This is a genomic window from Streptosporangium sp. NPDC001681 (assembly GCF_040298085.1).
Taxonomy (GTDB): domain Bacteria; phylum Actinomycetota; class Actinomycetes; order Streptosporangiales; family Streptosporangiaceae; genus Streptosporangium.
The window spans coordinates 24,475-42,352 of record NZ_JBEOZN010000089.1 but is presented as its reverse complement, the minus strand read 5'-3'; the positions used below and the strand labels follow the sequence as shown (position 1 = coordinate 42,352).

Here is a 17,878-nt window from a genome sequence, read left to right as displayed (position 1 = left end):
GGCGCATCTCGTCGAACCGCTCGCGCATGCCCTGCTTGACGACGTCCTTGAGATGAATGACCCCCAGCACCCGCGCCCTGCCGTCGGCGATCTCGCCGACGACCAGCGGGGTGCCGCCGGAGCCGGAGACGGCGTCGACGATGCCTCCGACCGCCTCGACGGGATGGCCGCCGTGGTCGCGAATCCACTTCATCACGGCGGTGGCGGCGCCCTTCCGGACCTGGCGGCCTTCGAGGTCGACACCGCTCATCCGGGTCTGCGCGGTGAACCCGATCCACTGGGCGCGGGCGAGTTCTCCCGGCAGGCGCTCTCTCAGCCCGTGCTCCTGCTTGGCGTAGACCACGATGGAGCGGCCTTCGGGGGTCTCGTCGGCCAGGCTGGCCAGTTGTGCGGCCTCCGCCAGTTCGTCCGCGGAGACTCCGGAGGCGGTCAGGAACGCCGACGCCTGCCGGTTGCCCAGGGTGATGGTGCCGGTCTTGTCCAGCAGCAGGGTGTTGACGTCTCCTGCCGCCTCGACCGCGCGGCCGCTCATCGCGAGCACGTTGCGCTGGACCAGCCGGTCCATGCCGGCGATGCCGATCGCCGACAGCAGTGCCCCGATGGTGGTCGGGATGAGGCAGACCAGCAGCGCGACCAGCACGATGCCGCTGACACCGTCCGCGGTCAGGGCGGGCGAGTCCGGGACTCCGGGGTTCTGGGCCTTGGCGTAGATCGCCAGTGGCTGCATGGTCGCGGTGGTGACCAGGAAGATGATCGTCAGGGCGGCCAGCAGGATGTTGAGGGCGATCTCGTTGGGCGTCTTCTGCCGGCCGGCACCCTCGACCAGGGCGATCATCCGGTCGATGAAGCTCTCGCCGGGCCGCTGGGTGATCTGGACGACGATCCGGTCGCTCAGCACCTTGGTGCCGCCGGTCACCGCCGAGCGGTCGCCGCCCGACTCACGAATGACCGGGGCGGACTCGCCGGTGATGGCCGACTCGTCCACCGAGGCGATGCCGTCGACCACGTCGCCGTCACCTGGGATGATCTCCCCGGCCTCCACCACGACGAAGTCTCCCCGCAGCAACTCGGGTGCCCCGACGACGTCCCACTCGGTGGAGTCGCGGCCACGCAGCCGCCGCGCCGTGGTGTCGCGCTTGGCAGCGCGCAACGTGGCCGCCTGTGCCTTGCCGCGCCCCTCGGCGACGGCCTCGGCCAGGTTGGCGAAGAGCACGGTCAGCCAGAGCCACACCACAGTGGCCCAGGCGAAGAACGAGGGGTCCACCACCGCGAGCGCCGTGGTGAAGGCCGCGCCGATCTCGACGATCAGCATCACCGGGTTACGCCAGAGCGTGGCCGGATTGAGCTTCCTGAGCGCCTCGGGCAGCGATGTGATCAGTTGCCTGGGGTGGAGGAGACCGCCGCCCACCCTGCCGTTCCCGGGGGTGGGGGTATGGCCCGGCATCTGGAACGTCCGGGTGAACATCACTGGAATCCCTCCGCGAGCGGGCCGAGTGCCAGGGCGGGCAGGAAGGTCAGCGCGACGAGGATCACCGTCACGCCGACGACCATGCCGACGAACTGCGGCCGGTAGGTGGGCAGGGTGCCCGCTGATACGGGCACCGGTGCCTGCGCGGCCAGGGAGCCCGCCAGGGCGAGTACGAAGATGATCGGCAAGAACCTGCCGAAGGCCATGCACAGGCCGAGAGCCACGTCGTACCACGGCGTGTTGGCGGTGAGGCCGGCGAACGCGGAGCCGTTGTTGTTGGACGCGCTGGTGAAGGCGTACAGCACCTCGGAGAAGCCGTGCGGGCCAGTGTTGAGCATGCTCGCCCGCTGCTCGGCCGAGCCCATCGCCAGCGCCGTGCCGGTCAGCACCAGCACCGGCGTGACCAGGAAGTACATCGCGGCGAACTTGATCTCGCGGGCGCCGATCCGCTTGCCCAGGTACTCGGGGGTGCGGCCGACCATGAGCCCGGCCACGAATACCGCGATCACCGCGAGGACGAGCATGCCGTACAGACCCGCGCCCGCGCCGCCGGGGGCGACCTCGCCCAGCATCATGTTGAACATCGTGATCATGCCGCCGAGCGCGGTGAACGAGTCGTGGGAGGAGTTCACCGCGCCGGTCGAGGTCAGGGTGGCGGCGGCGGCGAAGGTGGCGGAGTCGGGCACGCCGAAGCGCATGTCCTTGCCCTCCAGCGCGGCGCCGGCCGCCTGCGGGACCGTGCCGCCGTGGGCGGTCTCCAGCCCGGTGAGCAGCGCGACGCCGGTCAGCGCCAGGATCCCCATGATCGCGACGATCGCGTAGCCCTGCCGCCTGTCTCCGACCATGCGGCCGAACGTGCGGGGCAGCGCGAACGGGATCAGGAGGATCGCGAAGATCTCCACCCAGTTGGTCCAGCTCGTGGCGTTCTCGAAGGGGTGCGCCGAGTTCGTGTTGTAGAACCCGCCGCCGTTGTTGCCCAGCTCCTTGATGATCTCCTGGCTGGCCACCGGACCGCCGGTGATCGCCTGGGTGCCGCCGGTCAGGGTAGTCACCTCGTGCGGGGAGGCGAGGTTCTGGACCAGTCCGCCCGCCAGCAGCACGACCGCGCCGACCAGGGCGATCGGCAGCAGGATGCGAAGGGTGCCGCGGACCAGGTCCACCCAGAAGTTGCCCAGTTCCCCGGTCTCCTTGCGGGCGAGACCGCGGACCAGGGCGATCGCCACCGCCATGCCCACCGCGGCGGACACGAAGTTCTGCACCGCCAGGCCGGACATCTGCACCAGGTGGCCCATGGTGGACTCACCGGAGTAGGCCTGCCAGTTGGTGTTGGTGACAAAGCTGACCGCGGTGTTCCACGCGACGTGGTCGGTCACCGGGGGGAAGCCCAGCGACAGAAACAGCTTGTCCTGCAGCCGCTGCAGCCCGTAGAGGAAAAGGACGGAGACCGCCGAGAACGCCAGCACGCTGCGGGCGTAGCCACCCCACCCCTGCTCGGCGTCCGGCCTGACGCCGATGAGCCGGTAGATCACCCGCTCGGGGGCGAGGTGCCTCCCGCCGGTGTAGACGCGGTACATGTAGCCGCCCAGCGGCCGGTGGACCAGCGCGAGGGCGACGACGAGGGATCCGATGAACAGGACTCCGGCCATGGTCGACGACATTAGAAGCGCTCCGGAAACAGCAAGGCCACGACCATGAAGATCACCAGGCCGACGACCACGACCAGACCGGCGGCGTTGACGGTACTCACAGCCGTTCCACCGCCTTGACGACCAGCCCGAGTATCGCGAAGACCGCGATCGTCAGGGCGACGAAGATGACGTCTGCCATCCCCACTCCTCGCATCCGGGATTTGTTCTCACCACCGCCCGACGGGCAGGGCACATGCAAGGAAAGCGCTGTTTTCCGCGCTTATTGCGCCGCTTGACGGTTTCCATACGCCTCGGCACCCAGGCTTGACGCCTCCCCCACGCGGGGCCCGGCATACCTTGACGACCGCTTGACACCCGATCACCGGCTCCCGCCGCCGCACGGGACGAGCGGGTGCCCCGGCCTCGGCGACGCGCCGTTCTCTCACCCGTGCCCCGGCCGTCAACCGCCGGGCGTCGCGCGAACGACCCCGTGGACGAGAGGCTCTTCTATGATCGGGAAGGTGGCTGCCCCGATCTCCCGCCCCAGTGCCCGGGTCCTGCTGGTCGACGACGACGACCGCCTCCTGCTGTTCCGGTTCCGGGCTCCCGCGCACTGGCCCGCCGAGCACTTCTGGGTCACCCCGGGCGGAGGGGTGCACGAGGGGGAGAGCCTGGCCGCCGCCGCGGTCCGCGAGCTGCGCGAGGAGACCGGGCTGGACGTCGCGGAGGAGCGGCTGGGGCCCGTCGTGGCCCGCACCTCCGGCCTCGCCGAGTTCGGCGACGTCCTGGTCAAGGCGACCGACTCGTTCTTCTTCCTGCGCGTCGACGGCCACACCGTCGACGTCTCGGGACAGGAGGAGCTGGAGCGCTCGCAGATCTCGGCGCACCGCTGGTGGCCGCACCGGGAGTTCCTGACCACCCGGGAGCTGGTCTTCCCCGTCAACCTGCCTGTCCTGCTGCCCGGCCTGCTGGCCGGGGACCTTCCCGCCGAACCGGTCCTACTGCCCTGGCGGAGCGGCGGATAGCCACCCCTGCCGTCTCCGGCGTCGTATCGCGTGCCGCCCCTCGGACACAAACCGGTCGCCGCGGCGTGGAGGAGGAGGTGATACGGCGGCCGGTCGAGCTCGCCACGGCCTCCTCCGCAGCGGATTCCTACCTGGGAGCGGGCGACAGATCGTTGTGATCACTCCCGTGATGCTTCCTCGTCACGTTCAAGATCACCTCCAGTCGGCCTCGCTCCCGACACCAGACGCGATGGCGACACACCCTCACGGGCGGTTCGGCCCGATCGGCGCCGCAATCTGTGGGCAGACCTCACAAATCGCGGGGCACTTGACCGGATGTGCAGGGATATGAGGCGACTATGATGGCGATCATGGCTGAGCTGGAGCGCGTTCCTCCCGGTGTCGACCCCAACGTACCCAGCTCCGCACGGGTCTACGACTACCTGCTGGGTGGGAAAGACCACCTGGCCATCGACCGGGAGATCGGCGGCCGTTTGCTCGCGGTGGCCCCGGACACCAGGGCGGTGGCCAGAGCCAACCGAATGTTTCTGACCAGAGCAGTACGCCACGTCGCCGCCCGAGGGGTGAAGCAGTTCCTCGACCTCGGCACAGGCATCCCCACCTCGCCGAGCGTCCACGAGGTCGCGCGCCGGGTGGCTCCCGAGGCGCGTGTCGTCTACGTCGACTACGACCCGGTCGTCCAACGCCATGCCGAGGTCCTGCTGGCCAGCGAACCCGGCCTGACCACTCTGCGCGCCGACCTGCGCCGACCGGCGGAGATCCTCAACGACCCACAGGTCATCGAGCTGATCGACTTCGAGCAGCCAGTCGGGATCTTGATGGTCGCCGTGCTGCACTTCGTCATGGAAAGCGAGTCCCCGGCCGGCATCATCAAGCACTTCCGCGACCGGATGGCGCCCGGCAGCCACCTCATCCTGTCCCACACCATGGCCGAGAGCGCCCCAGAATCGATCAGACAGCTCAGCCTCGCCACCGCCGGCTCCCCCGCGCAGTCCGTCTTCCGCACGCACGAGCAGGTGCTACAGCTGTTCGACGGGTTCAAGCTGATCGAACCGGGCCTTATGCCCGTCCAGGACTGGCGGGTCCCCGGCGACGACGAGCCCGACATCCCGCTGTTGGACCAGGCGCCGAGGTTGCGCGTCGAAGGTGGCGTCGGACGGCTTGAGCACGCCCACCTCTAGCTAGCCATTCGCGACTTGAGCTGGGGCTATGCGGTAACCAGACGGGCGCGTTTGTGGAACCACCGGGCTCGGGCCTGATGCCGGCGTCGCCAGGCTGACCAATGAGCGGCATGCAACAGCGAGGGTTTGGCCGGAGTCGCGGACCGTGGACTCATCACGAACCGAGCCGATGAACTGCGGCATCACGCCAAGGCCGCCCCGCACGACCCGCCGCCATCGGCGGGTTTCCGCGCGTCGGACAGGATGCGCGGCAGGGTAGTCTTACCCGCGCCGTTCTCCCCGACCAGTGCCGACACGCGAGGCCGCCCGACCTCAAGAAGCCCTTGGGAGCTCATGATGACCGAACGGGCCGCCGCGGGCGAACCGGTTACCTCGCGGGGTCCAGCACGAGCTTGCCGACGGTCTTGCGGGAGCGAAGGTCCTCATGCGCCTGCACCACATCGGTCAGCGCGTAGTCACCGCCCAACTGCGGCACCAGCCGACCGTCGGCGACCATCGCGAACAACTCGTCCATCGGCTCGCGCATCATCGGCGGCCGGTGGAAGCAGTCCGGTAGGAAGAAGCCGACCACCGACGTGGAGTTCGCCATCAGCTTGGACGGCAAGACCGGCGGTCGGGTGGTCCTGGAGGCCGAGCCGGAGGCGACCAGGCGGCCGAAGCCGGCCAGCGCGCCTAGCGTGGCATCGAAGACCTCCCCGCCGGTCATCTCCAGCACGATGTCGACCGGCTTGCCGTTGTTGGCCTCGATGATCCGCTCGGTCAGTCCCTCGGTCGGACTGGCGTCGATCGCCACGTCCACGCCCAGCTCGACGGCAAGGTCGCGTTTGTCGGCCGAGGACGCGGTACCGATGATCCGGCCGGCGCCCCACAGCTTGGCCAACTGGACGGCCAGCGAGCCGACTCCACCCGCGGCCGACATCACCAGCACGGACTCGCCCGGCCGCATGCGCGACGAGGTGCGCAGCAGGTGCCACGCGGTGACGCCCTGCAGAACCAGTGCCAGTGCGGCGGCGTCGGACACGCCGTCGGGCACGTCGAATGCCAGCCGCTCGTCGGCCAGGGCGTACTCAGCGTAGGCGCCGTCGACGCTCAACGCGACCACGCGGCGGCCGTCCTGTGCGCGGCCGACGACCTCGAAGCCGGGCACGAAGGGCAGCTTCTGCGGGGACGGAAAGGAATTCTCGGTCTGATCCGTGTCGGCGTAGTTGATGCCGGCGCGGTTCACCTTCACCAGCAGCTGGCCGTCAGCCGGGACCGGCTCCGGCAGGTCCACCACTTTGAGCACCTCGGGACCGCCGAACTCCCCGACCTGTACAGCACGCACCGATTGACTCCTTAGCGTAGGGTTTACGAACGATGCACTTTGCCGGGTGTGGCCCGGTCAATATGACTGTGTGATGTATGGCGAACAGTCAAAGAAATCAGGTGCAAAGGGCGCCGCCGCGCAAGTAATACCGGTCACTGATCCGAACCACGTTCTCGCAGCACCCCTCCGTCACCGTAGCGTCGGTGGACCTCAGATCTGGAGATCTTGCCGGACGCGGTGGTGGGCAGCGCGTCGACGAACTGCACCGACTTGGGCACCTTGTACGCGGCGAGGCGAAGCCGTAACTGAGCAAGCACCGTGGCTTCGTCGATGCGAGCACGCGGATCGACGACGACCACGGCCTTGCCGACTTCGCCCCACTTCTCGTCCGGCACGCCGATCACGACGCAGGCGGAGACACCGTCGAGGCCGCGCAACAGGCCTTCGATCTCCGCGGGGTACACGTTCTCGCCGCCGGAGATGATCACGTTCTTGATCCGATCGACGATGAAGAAGTAACCGTCCTCATCAACGACGCCGACATCACCGGTCTGGAACCATCCCGCGTCGAAGACCTCGTCGGTGGCATCAGGTTGACCCCAGTAGCCACGCATCACGTTCGGGCCGCTGACCATGACTTCCCCCGGGACACCCTTGGGCACCTCTCGCCGATCGGCGTCGACGACCCGGACGTCGGTGAAGAACGAAGGCACGCCAGTGGATCCGGCTTTGATCTCCAGATGAGCGCGGTCGAGCATCAGCACTCCGGCAGCCGTCTCGGTAAGACCGTATCCCTGACCGAAGTTCAGTCCCCGGTCAAGGTAACGGCGGATCGTCGCCAGGCGTACCGGTGCGCCGCCGCACAAGAGGCGACGGATACTCGAGAGATCGGCCTCTGGCCAGCGCGGCCGACTGGCCATTGCCTCGAACATCGCGGGCACGCCGAACATGACTGTGATGCGCTCGCGCTCGATCAGGTCCAGCACCGAATCCGGTTCGAACGAGGAGACGAGAACTGCCGTCCCACCTTTGAGCAGGGTCGGCAGGCACATCATGCACAGTGCCGCGGCGTGGAAGAGCGGGGCCGCGATCAGCACTTTTTCATCGGTGGTCACATCGTTCTCGACAATGGTATTGAAGCAGTTCCAGGTGAGGTTGCCGTGCGTGAGCATGACGCCTTTGGGCTTTCCCGTAGTACCGGACGTATACAGGATCACGCACAGGTCCTCGAGGCTGACGTGCTCGTCAGGTGGAACGTCTTCGCGCACGGCGCTGTCGAGTTCGGTGCACGCCAGCGCCCGAACACCATGCCGGTCCCTATCGAGTTCGGAGACTTTCTCCTTCATGGATTCGCCGTAGATGATCAACCTGGCCGCGCAGTCCGAGAGAAGGTCGTCAATCTCTCCGGCGGTGAGCCTGAAGTTCAGCGGCACGAACACCGCGCCGAGCAACCCGGTCGCAAACAGCACTTCGAGGTAGAACGGGTGATTCGGACCGAGATAGGCGACCCGGTCGCCCCGGCGAACGCCGAGCGCACGCATTCGGCCCGCCAGCGCGGCGACCCGCTCATCGAGCTCGGCGTAGGTGATGGCCTGATCCTCGTATCGGACCGCCACGTTCGCCGCGCTCATCCGGGCCCGCCTGGCAGGCCAGGAACCCAGACCTTGGTCTCGCATCTTTGCCTCCGAGTGACTCCGGTCCCGGCCGGCGGGCGGGCACCGCCGGCAGGATTTCAAAGTTCGTAATCTTCGCGTGAAGTCCGTTGACGTCTAATACGTCGAGAGCGTTCGTGCATCGCACGAGTGCTTCCTCGCCATTTTCAGCACGATTCACGATCTGGCGAAAATAGACCAGCGATGACGAAATGCAGTCATAGCGTCTTTTCAAGCCATTCCTGGATTACGCGACTGGTCTGGTCAGAATCGGTCCCGACCATGGTGAAATGGTCGGATCGCACGGACCTGAGAGTGTGTGTCGGCTCGAAGGGCGTGGCCACCCAGCGGCCGGAATCCTGGTCATCTTGCGTGAACGGCTTGGCGGCCTGGACGAACAGAACCGGCGCGGTGATCGGGTCGAACCGTAGCTCGGACATAACGGCCAGCCAGCGCCCCATGGCAGAGAGCCGGTCGCCGGTGATCGCGCCGAAGGTCGGCTCGACCGAGAACATCCGCTGCAGTACTTGATCGAGGGGGGCCGACGGGTCGCCGAGTCTGAACGTGTCGAGAAGAACCACTGCGGCCGGTCGGATTTGCAGCTTGGTCTCCAGGTAGTCGGCGGTGGCATAGGCAAGCGCCCCGCCGGAGGAATAGCCGAGCAGTACGAACGGGTCACCCGCGCTGACCCGCCGCACGCTTTCCGCTACCGCAGCGACCGCGACTTCGCCGGTGGCGGGCAGTTTTTCGGCCGACTCGAATCCTGGCAACGGCACCGCCGACATGCGCATGACGCCCTGGAAATGCGCGGCGAGCCGCGCGTGCTGGTGAACGGCACCGTCGGCCATTGGTGAACTCAAGGCGATCAGCCGAACGCCGGACGGTCCCTCCGCCAACGTCATCGGCGTCGGTAACGAGCCGAGATCCGCGACGGACGCGAAGGACGGCCGGAGGTCGGCAACCGCACGCATGAGGCCGAAGGCTTCGGTGACCTTCCCTGCGTCCACGGCCTGCCGGACCAGCGAAAAGACCAAGTCATCGCCATGATGATCCATTGTGGACACGTCTGTCCTGGTCACGCTCGCGTCCGGCTGCTCGACCATGGCGCGGCGCACCAGATCGGCCAGCCTGGCGGGAGTCCTGCTCTCGAACACGGCCATCGAGGCCAGCTTCAGGCCGGTGACCTGGTTGAGCCGGTTACGCAACTCCATCGCCGACAGCGAGTCGAATCCGCTTTGCAGGAATTCCCGGTTCGGGTCCACTACGGATGGGTCACTGTGGCCCAGCACGGCAGCGGCATGAGAGCGCACCGTGTTCTCGATGAGCCGAACCTGTCCAGCCTCGTCGAGCTCTGCGAACTGTCGGCGCAACGAGCCCGCTGTGCCGGCTTCACTGGCTCCGGTCACGATGGTCCGCCTGTTCGGCGGCCGAACGATGCCGTTCCATGCGGGTCTCGGCGAACCGCGCCGGAGTGCCGGGACGTTGACGCGCATTGCCCCGAGCAGCGCGGGACCCGCGGTGAGCACGGCGTCGAAGAGGCGAAGCCCATCCTCGTCGGACAATGCCTCGATGCCGCTGCGAAGAATCCGGTCGTGATCCACCGCAGTCATCGTGCCGGTCATGCCGGTGTCCGATTCCCACAGTCCCCAGGCCACCGACACCGCCGAGAGGCCTCGAGCCCGCCGGTAGGCAGCCAGCCCGTCCAGATAGGCATTGGCCGCACCGTAATTGCCCTGGCCGGGGCTGCCGAGCAGGCCGGCGATCGAGGAGAAGAACACGAACATCTCCAGAGGACGGTCCAGGGTGAGTTCGTGTAGGTGCCATGCGGCATCGGCTTTGGCGCGTAGCACGGTGTCGAACCGGTCGGCGGTCAGCGAGCCGACCACACCGTCGTCGAGCAGCCCGGCGGCGTGAACCACCCCCGTCAGTGGGTGCTCGGCGGCTATTCCGGCCAAGACATCGGCGAGGGCCGCACGGTCGCCCACGTCACAGGCGACGATGTTCACCGTTGCGCCGCAGTGGGCCAGCTCCTTGTGAAGCACGTCCGCACCGGGAGTGTCCGGTCCTCGCCGGGACAGCAGCAGCAGCTGACGCACCCCGTACTGCTGGACCAGGTGTTTGGCCAGCAGCCGGCCGAGGGTCCCGGTTCCGCCGGTGATCAGCACGGTGCCCGTGGGGTTCAGCGTCGTCGGTTCGTCGTCCACTGGCTGCCTGACCAGCCTGGGAACCAGGATCGCACCGGAGCGGATGGCGAACTCGGTTTCCCCCGGGGGCAAGGTCGGCTCGAATGACGCCGGGTCGTCCGTATCGACAAGGAGGAATGAGTCCGGGTTCTCCTGCTGCGCCGAACGGACCAGACCCCACACCGCGGCTTGGGCCGGATCGGTGTCCTCGCCCTCCCGGGTGGTCACCGCGTGGCTGGTAAGGACCACCAGCCCGGCCGCGCCGGGCGCCCGATCCCGCATCGTCGTGACGACCCTGGCAAGGACGCTCCGTAGGTCGCGCTCCGCACTCAGATCCAGCACGTCATGGTCGGACCGCGGACACCGGTCAGGGTCGACGGCGGCCCAGTCCATCCGGAACAACGATTCCCGATACGCCGTGCCCGCGCCGGGAAGGCCGGCCGTGAGCTGGCGATGGATGAGGGATTCCACCTGCGCGACCGGAATGCCTTGGTCATCGGTGATGTCGAGGGCGAATCCCCCCGTTCCATCGCTGTCGGGGCGTAGGCACACCCGAAGTGCCGTCGCCCCGGTCGCGAACAGGCTCACGCCTCGCCACGCAAACGGCAGCAGCGGGCCGTCGGAGGGGCCACTGAGCAACGCGGTCGGATGGAGTGCTCCGTCAAGCAGAGCGGGATGCAGCCAGAACGCGGACGATTCGTCGCGCGGTCCCTCCGGGAGTTCCACCTCGGCGAACAATTCGGAACCGCGCTGCCAGACCACACGCAAGGTGCGAAACATCGGCCCGTGCGCCACACCGGCATCGACGAGGGACTGGTACACGGTACTTGGATCCACCGCCTGCGCCCCCTCCGGTGGCCATGCGGACAGGGCGAATCCGGGGGAGGTCGTATCCGGGCCGAGTTCTCCGGTCGCGTGCTTCGTCCATGACTCGCGACCTTCGATCCTGGAATAGATGATGAACGTGAGACACTCGTCCCGCTCGTCGCCGACGCGAACCTGCACCTGAACAGCGCCGTGATCGGGAACCACCAGGGGGGAGAGCACCAACAGCTCGTTGACCCGCCCGCGGCCGAAGCGGTCGCCGACCTGAATCGCCAGTTCCAGCAATGCTGTTCCCGGGACCACCACCGTGCCGTTCACGCGATGATCGTCCAGCCAGGCCAGTTCGGCCAGGGAAATCCGGCCGGTGAACACCGAGCCGTCGTGGCCTGGATCTTCGACGAGGGCCGATACCAACGGGTGTGTGAGGCCCTGCTGGCCGAGACCGGCCGCCCGTGGCCGCGCCGCGCCGCCAAGCCAGTAACGACTGCGTTGGAACGGATAGGTAGGCAGGTCTATCCGCCGTGCTCCGCTGCCGTCGAACAAGCTCGCCCAGTCGACGGCCAGGCCGCGCACGTAGCCTTCAGCCGCCGAGGTCAGGAATCGTCGCACACCGCCCTTGTCACGGCACAGTGTGCCCACGGCCGATCCGGCTTCGCCCACCGTTTCCCGGATCGACGGAACGAGCACGGGATGCGAGCTGATCTCGATGAAGTGCCCGAATCCCGCTGACACCAGGGTTTTCACGGTCGAAGCGAACTGGACGGGCTGGCGCAGGTTGTCGTACCAATAGCCGGCGCCGGCTTCCGATCCGCGCATCACCGCGCCGGTCACCGTGGAATACCAGGGAATGTCCACCGGTCGCGGGCTGATGCCGGACAGCTCTTCCAGCAGCCGGTCGCGGAGGGGCTCGACGGACGCGGAGTGCGACGGAAAGCTGGCCGGGATGACGCTGGCCCGCATGCCTTCTGCTCGGTACTCCTCGGCCAGTTTGGTGATGGCGTCTGCACCTCCGGCCAGGACCACCGAAGAAGGTCCGTTGTACGCGGCGATGCTCACACCGGGCCATCGGGAGATCCGTTGTTCGAGGTCCCAGGTCGACTCCACGGACAACAACAGGCCGGTACCGATCAGCGACGAACACAGGAGCGCACGCCGTACAACTGTCCGGATCGCGTCGCGCAACGACAACGCGCCGGCGACGTACGCTGCGGCGATCTCCCCCTGGGAATGGCCGATCACGGCGTCGGGGGTGACACCGTGGGACTGCCACAGCCGGGCCAGCGAGACCATGATCGCGAACATGGTGGGCTGGAGGACATCGGGCCGCTGCAGGGCCGACTCGTCACCGAGGACCTCGATCAATGACCAATCGACGAACTCACTGAGTACCTTGTCACACTCGACCATGGCATCCGCGAAAACCGGAGCGGAATCGAGCAGTTCGAGGCCCATACCGGCCCATTGCGCACCCTGGCCAGGAAAGACGAACACAGTCCGGCCAGGCACGTCCGCGCGACCGGTCACCGCCACGGCGGACGTCCCTTGGGCAACAGCGGCCAGTTCGGCGCGATCGGCGTCGACGATCACCGCACGATGCTCAAGGCTCGCCCGTGTCGAGACCAGTGAGTAGCCCATGTCCGCCGCGTCGACGCCCGCGTCCATGTCGGCGAGCAATCGTTCTGCCTGCGCTCTCAGTGCCTGCGGCGTCGACGCCGAGAGGATCAGTGGCACCGCCGCCAGCGGTGCCCGCGCTGTGGTCACATCGGCCTCGACCGGGGCCTGCTCCAGGATGATGTGCGCGTTCGTACCACTGATCCCGAACGCTGACACACCGGCGCGACGTGGCCGTCCGGTCACGGGCCACGGCACCGGCTCGGTGGCCAGACGCACCGCCCCCGCAGACCAGTCCACGTGCGGCGAAGGTTCATCCACATGCAGCGTCTTGGGCACCAGCCCGTGCTGGATCGCCAGGATCGTCTTGATCGTCCCGATGACACCGGCGGCGGCTTGGGTATGTCCGAGGTTCGACTTCACCGAACCCAGCAGCAACGGGCTGTCGCGGTCCTGCCCGTAGCTGGACAGGATCGCCCGCGCTTCGATCGGATCACCGAGCTTCGTGCCCGTGCCGTGCGCCTCGACCACGTCCACATCGGACGGTGAGAGCCCAGCGTCGGCCAATGCCCTGCGAATCACTTGTTGTTGCGCTGGGCCGCTCGGCGCGGTCAACCCGTTTGACCTGCCGTCCTGGTTGACGGCACTGCCCCTGATGACACCGAGCACCCGGTGACCGGCACGGTGAGCGTCCGAGAGACGTTCGAGGACGACCATTCCGACGGCTTCCGACCACCCGGTACCGTCCGCTGCGGCGGCGAAGGCCTTACACCGTCCATCGGAGGAGAGTGCCTGTTGCCGGGCGAACTCCGCGAAGGTAGCGGGAGTCGACATGACTGTGGCGCCGCCCACCAGCGCCAGCGAACACTCTCCGGAGTGTAGGGACTGTGCCGCGAGATGCAAGGCGACCAGCGACGACGAACACGCGGTGTCCACGGTGAGCGAAGGGCCGCGCAGCCCCAGTAGGTAGGAGATCCGGCCGGATGCGACACTGCTCGCGTTTCCGATCATCGCCCCGCCGTCGAAGCCCGGTGCCGCTTCCTGCCGGCTCGGCAGATAGTCCGACGCCATCATGCCGACGAATACGCCGGTCTCGCTGTCCTGCAGCGAGACCGGGTCGATCCGGGCGTGCTCCAGTGCCTCCCAGGCCGTTTCCAGCAACAGTCGCTGCTGCGGGTCCATGAGGGCGGCTTCCCGCGGCGAGATCCCGAAAAACTCGGCGTCGAACCAGGCGGCATCCGGAAGGAAGCCACCGCGTCGGACGTAAGAGGCGGCCGCGCCGAGGTCCCAGTCACGGTCGGCGGGAAAATCCCCGATCGCGTCCGCTCCCGCCACCAGCAGGTCCCACAGCTCGGCGGGAGAGGCGATACCGCCGGGCAACCGGCAACCCATGCCCACGACGGCAACGGGATCCTCGTCACCACGCCGGTGCGACCGTGACGTGATAACGCTGCCCGGAACACGGTGCTCGGCGCTGAGCAGGTCGGCCAAATGCCGGGCCAGCCGGCGGGGCGTTGGCAGGTCGAAGGCCACGGTCGTCGGCAGATCGCACCCCGTGGCCTCGACCAGTTCCATCCGCAGCTTGACAGCGGTCAGCGAGCGCAGGCCGTAGTCCGTGAAGACCTGGTCCGGCCCGATCGGATCGGACCGCCCGAGTACCGAGGCGACCTGAGCCCGAACCAGTTCCAGCGCCTGGGCGAAGCGCTCGGCGGGGCTGTGTGTCAGAAGTCGCTGAGCCCACGTCGACGTGGTTGCGGCACCGTCGTCGAGCATCGCGATGAGGCGGCTCTTCGCGATCTTTCCTGTCGGAGTGCAGGGTACTTCTTCGAGCAGGATCAGCTCAGCGGGCATCTTATAGTCCGCCACTCCCTTGGCGGCCAGGTGCTCGGTGACCTCCCCCAAGGTGACCGACCCGCCGTCGCGCAGGCTGGCGACCAGGCATGGATACTCGCCGAGACGCTCGTCCGGGCGGCCGACAACGGCGACCTGCCGCAGACCTGGAAAGGTCGCGAGCAGTACCTCGACCTCCGTCGCGCTGAACTTCACCCCGCCGACATTGATCAGGTCCGCATCACGACCGCGGAACGCGACCGTGCCGTCCGCGTTCAGGCTGGCCCGGTCACCGGTCCGCAACCAGCCATCCGCTGTCAGCGCGGCACGTGTCAGCTCCGGCTCCGCCAGATACTCCTTGAACAAGGACCGGCCGCGGAACTGAAGTTCGCCGGTCTCACCCACGCCGCACAGCGTGCCGTTCTCCCCAACGACCCGCACCTCCCCCTCGGAGACCGGACGGCCGACACTCCTGATCGCCGTCTCAGGCGGATCGCCGGGCCGGGTGAACAGGCCCCCACCCAGCTCGGACATGCCCCAGTGCACGATCACCCGTGCCTTGGTGCGGCGGCGCGCCTCCTCGACGAGTGCGGCAGGAACAACCGCACCGCTGACCCGCATCTCCCGCAGCGTGAATCCGCTCGGGTCCTCCACTGTGCCCAGCCGTGACACGATGTCCCGGATCTGCGCGGGTACCGCGAAGAGCACCGTTGGCGCGGCGTGCCGGGTCAGTTGACCGAAGTGCTCGACGTCCCACCTGGGCAACAGCGCCTGCCTGCCGCCGGTGACCAGGCTGAGATGGATGGAAAGCAAGCCGAAAAGATGCGTGAACGGGCTGGCACTGACGATTTCGTCGGTGCGGAGTGCTTGGCCGTCAGCGGCGGTCGCGGCCGCGTTGGACAGCAGGCTGTCGTGGGTGTGCACGCAGATTTTCTGGCGTAGCGAGGTCGTCCCCGACGAGGGCAGGAACACGAATGGATCGTCCGGTGACACGCGCACAGGCAGCGGCGACGCTCCCTTCCACTGGCGCTTCACCGTCTCGATCCAGCCGACGTCGCCAACGGTGTCGTCCGGCTCTCCGGTCATCAGCACATGCCGCAGCGCTGATGAGCCCGTGCGAAGCTGCCGGGCGAGTTCGGCCCCGGATCGTCCCTGGTTGTCGGCCGGCACGACAATCGTTCCGGCGCCAGTGCGCTCGAGAAGCGAGCGCAGTTCCACCAGCCCGAGACCAAGGTGCAGCGGAAGCATCACCGCGCCCGCGGCGGCGATGGCAATGTGGAGAGTGAGGAAATCCCAGCTGTTGGGCAGATGGACGGCCACCACGTCGCCCGGCCCGACACCCGACTCCTGCAGCCCCCGGGCCAACGCGTCCGCGTCGTCACGCCATTGCCTCCAGGATCGGTATCCACCGTCGGCGAACACCGCCGGTTCGTCCTGCCCGATATCCGCGGCTGCGGCGAACAAGGAGGGAAGGGTGTAACGCATGTGCACTCCAAACGCGAATTCGAGTCCTGGCTCCTAGTGGGTTCCGACACCCTGACGGGTAGGCCCGGGTCGGCAGTCAGGGTCTCCAGCCGCCGTCGGGGATGTTCATTGTGAAAGCGCCACAGGCGAAGCTGAGTCCGAACGAGACGACCAATCCCTGCCCTGGCGGCCGGCGGGTCGACTCCGCCAACATCAGCGGGACAGAACAACCAATGGTGTTCCCGTAGTCTCGCAACACCCGATACGACGAGCCGACGATGTCGTCCTCCGGCCGAACACCGAACTGCGCGCACAGTTCGTCCAGAATGCGAGTACTACCGGTATGCATGAGCAGCACCGCGGCCTCGCTGGGATCACGCAGCTTGCACTCGTCACTGTCCAGCACCCTCTTCAGGGTCTCACTGGCATAGAAGGCGCCACGCGGGGTGACGTCGGGGCTCAGCGTGTAAGCCCGTCGCCCGTACACCAGCGGGATGTCCGATCCGCCGTCCGGGACGGTGCCGAGTTCGGCGTCCGACGCCCGCTCGTTCGTCAGATTCGCCACCGGGCCGAACGACGGCCCGCCGCCCTGCGCACCGAAAACCATCGCCACGGCGGCATCCGCGAACAGGAACCCGTGCAGTACGTTCACGGTGCCCTGCCGGCCCTCCACATCCACCTCTGAGAAATGCGAGTAGAAGTCCGGCAGTTCAGGAGACAATGGCGTGATCGCGTCCATGAAGCACACAAGAACGTGTTGCTCGGGCCGGTAGTTCAGAAACCACCGCGCAGTGTCGACGGCCTTCGCCATCGAGGAACACCCCATGAACTCAATGCTCAGATTCGCCGCGGTCCGGGGAATTTCCGGTATCAGGGCGAACAGGTCGCACACGAGACTGGGCAGCAGCCGGGCGGGACTGCTGGACACGCCGAGCACGAGACCGATGGAGTCCATCGGCACGTCGGCCTTGGCCAAGCAGGTGCGCACGGCCCTGGCGGCCAGGGTGGACGCGGGGATGTCCAGTTCCGGCTCGGCGCCCCGGAAGAGGACATCCGGGTAGTTGCTCAAAATCGAGTGCCGCTTCTGGATACCCAGCTTGCTCAACATCGCCACAAGCCTGTCGGAAAGATGCCCGTGCCCGGCGGCGATCAGTTCGTCGGTCGAGTATTCGGGGCGCGGCAGTTCGGCGGCGACGGCAATGAGGTGGGGATCGACTTCGGTGGTCACGTTCATGAATTGGCTTCGCTTTCTTAGGACACCACTCTTGTGGACCTGATCGTCCGAGTCATCGCAACAAGCCAGGGTGTACATTACCCAAGGCCGGGGGCGAGGGTGGGAAAGTCCGGACCGCAGAAGAATCCACGGATCCGGCGCGAGTGCGGTCCCACATCACGTCCTCGTGCCCTGGTTCGAGAAGGTCGATGATTTCGGCCATGTAGTTGTCGATCGTATTCACGCCCAAGCGGGGTGGCCGGTTTCGACGTTGTCGATCGTGTTGCGCTGATCAAGTCTGCGGAAATCAAGCCGAGCTCGCCCCAGCAGGTTCTGGAGAGAAATGCCGTGCTTCCGATGACGCGAGCCGACGAGGCACGATTCCCCTCTTTTTTCAGCCAGCACATGGCCGTCGCTCCGGCGCTTGCGGTGCCGCCCGCGCAGAAAGTCGACGATCTTTCGAAACATGAGGGATACTTCTTGCTGTCCGCT

11 protein-coding genes are annotated in these 17,878 nt (G+C 67.2%); 2 read left to right on the top strand and 9 right to left on the bottom strand.

Annotated features, from left to right (window positions below; genetic code table 11):
• The 3 genes from kdpB to kdpF form a co-directional block, all read right to left on the bottom strand.
• Window positions 1-1,465 (bottom strand): potassium-transporting ATPase subunit KdpB (kdpB, locus tag ABT130_RS32275; RefSeq protein WP_502992232.1); only part of this gene is annotated, 1,465 nt, incomplete at its 3' end.
• Window positions 1,465-3,126, bottom strand: a complete 1,662-nt coding sequence (kdpA, locus tag ABT130_RS32270; protein WP_350961776.1) for a potassium-transporting ATPase subunit KdpA — start codon at window positions 3,124-3,126, stop codon at window positions 1,465-1,467. The genes kdpA and kdpB, both read right to left, overlap by 1 nt.
• Window positions 3,126-3,215 carry a K(+)-transporting ATPase subunit F gene (kdpF, locus tag ABT130_RS32265; RefSeq protein WP_350928668.1) on the bottom strand — a complete coding sequence of 30 codons (90 nt, stop codon included), beginning with the start codon at window positions 3,213-3,215 and terminating at the stop codon, window positions 3,126-3,128. Before kdpF ends, kdpA begins: the two co-directional genes overlap by 1 nt.
• Window positions 3,216-3,617: 402 nt before the next feature.
• Here kdpF and ABT130_RS32260 point away from each other — a divergent pair, with 402 nt between their 5' ends.
• Both ABT130_RS32260 and ABT130_RS32255 read left to right on the top strand, forming a co-directional pair.
• Window positions 3,618-4,121, top strand: a complete 504-nt coding sequence (locus ABT130_RS32260) for an NUDIX hydrolase (protein ID WP_350961773.1) — start codon at window positions 3,618-3,620, stop codon at window positions 4,119-4,121.
• Between the two features lie 350 nt (window positions 4,122-4,471).
• A complete protein-coding gene (locus ABT130_RS32255) occupies window positions 4,472-5,302 on the top strand; it encodes an SAM-dependent methyltransferase (RefSeq protein ID WP_350928664.1) in 831 nt (276 codons plus the stop codon).
• A 182-nt stretch (window positions 5,303-5,484) separates the two neighbouring features.
• Here ABT130_RS32255 and ABT130_RS32250 read toward each other — a convergent pair whose 3' ends face one another.
• The 6 genes from ABT130_RS32250 to ABT130_RS32225 form a co-directional block, all read right to left on the bottom strand.
• Window positions 5,485-5,637 (bottom strand): ATP-binding cassette domain-containing protein, encoded by a 153-nt coding sequence (locus ABT130_RS32250; protein ID WP_350961771.1) that lies wholly within the window; start codon window positions 5,635-5,637, stop codon window positions 5,485-5,487.
• A 32-nt stretch (window positions 5,638-5,669) separates the two neighbouring features.
• Complete coding sequence (locus ABT130_RS32245; protein ID WP_350961768.1) at window positions 5,670-6,626, bottom strand: quinone oxidoreductase family protein; 957 nt, start codon at window positions 6,624-6,626, stop codon at window positions 5,670-5,672.
• 134 nt (window positions 6,627-6,760) lie between these two features.
• The gene (locus ABT130_RS32240) at window positions 6,761-8,239 is read right to left on the bottom strand and encodes an acyl-CoA synthetase (RefSeq protein WP_350961765.1); all 1,479 of its coding nucleotides are present in this window, start codon (window positions 8,237-8,239) and stop codon (window positions 6,761-6,763) included.
• Between the two features lie 239 nt (window positions 8,240-8,478).
• The gene (locus ABT130_RS32235) at window positions 8,479-16,194 is read right to left on the bottom strand and encodes an SDR family NAD(P)-dependent oxidoreductase (protein WP_350961762.1); all 7,716 of its coding nucleotides are present in this window, start codon (window positions 16,192-16,194) and stop codon (window positions 8,479-8,481) included.
• A 76-nt stretch (window positions 16,195-16,270) separates the two neighbouring features.
• On the bottom strand, window positions 16,271-17,407 hold the full coding sequence (locus tag ABT130_RS32230) for a 3-oxoacyl-[acyl-carrier-protein] synthase III C-terminal domain-containing protein (RefSeq protein WP_350961759.1): 1,137 nt from the start codon (window positions 17,405-17,407) through the stop codon (window positions 16,271-16,273).
• A gap of 219 nt (window positions 17,408-17,626) precedes the next feature.
• Entirely contained in the window at window positions 17,627-17,854 is a 228-nt protein-coding gene (locus tag ABT130_RS32225; protein ID WP_350961756.1) for a hypothetical protein, read from the bottom strand.
• Between the last annotated feature and the right edge of the window lie 24 nt (window positions 17,855-17,878).

Coding starts and splice junctions, on each gene's coding strand:
- ABT130_RS32250 (WP_350961771.1), bottom strand. CDS start 5,637: ATGAGCTCCCAAGGGCTTCTTGAGGTCGGGCGGCCTCGCGTGTCGGCA.
- ABT130_RS32235 (WP_350961762.1), bottom strand. CDS start 16,194: ATGCGTTACACCCTTCCCTCCTTGTTCGCCGCAGCCGCGGATATCGGG.
- ABT130_RS32240 (WP_350961765.1), bottom strand. CDS start 8,239: ATGAGCGCGGCGAACGTGGCGGTCCGATACGAGGATCAGGCCATCACC.
- kdpA (WP_350961776.1), bottom strand. CDS start 3,126: ATGTCGTCGACCATGGCCGGAGTCCTGTTCATCGGATCCCTCGTCGTC.
- ABT130_RS32225 (WP_350961756.1), bottom strand. CDS start 17,854: ATGTTTCGAAAGATCGTCGACTTTCTGCGCGGGCGGCACCGCAAGCGC.
- ABT130_RS32230 (WP_350961759.1), bottom strand. CDS start 17,407: ATGAACGTGACCACCGAAGTCGATCCCCACCTCATTGCCGTCGCCGCC.
- ABT130_RS32255 (WP_350928664.1), top strand. CDS start 4,472: ATGGCTGAGCTGGAGCGCGTTCCTCCCGGTGTCGACCCCAACGTACCC.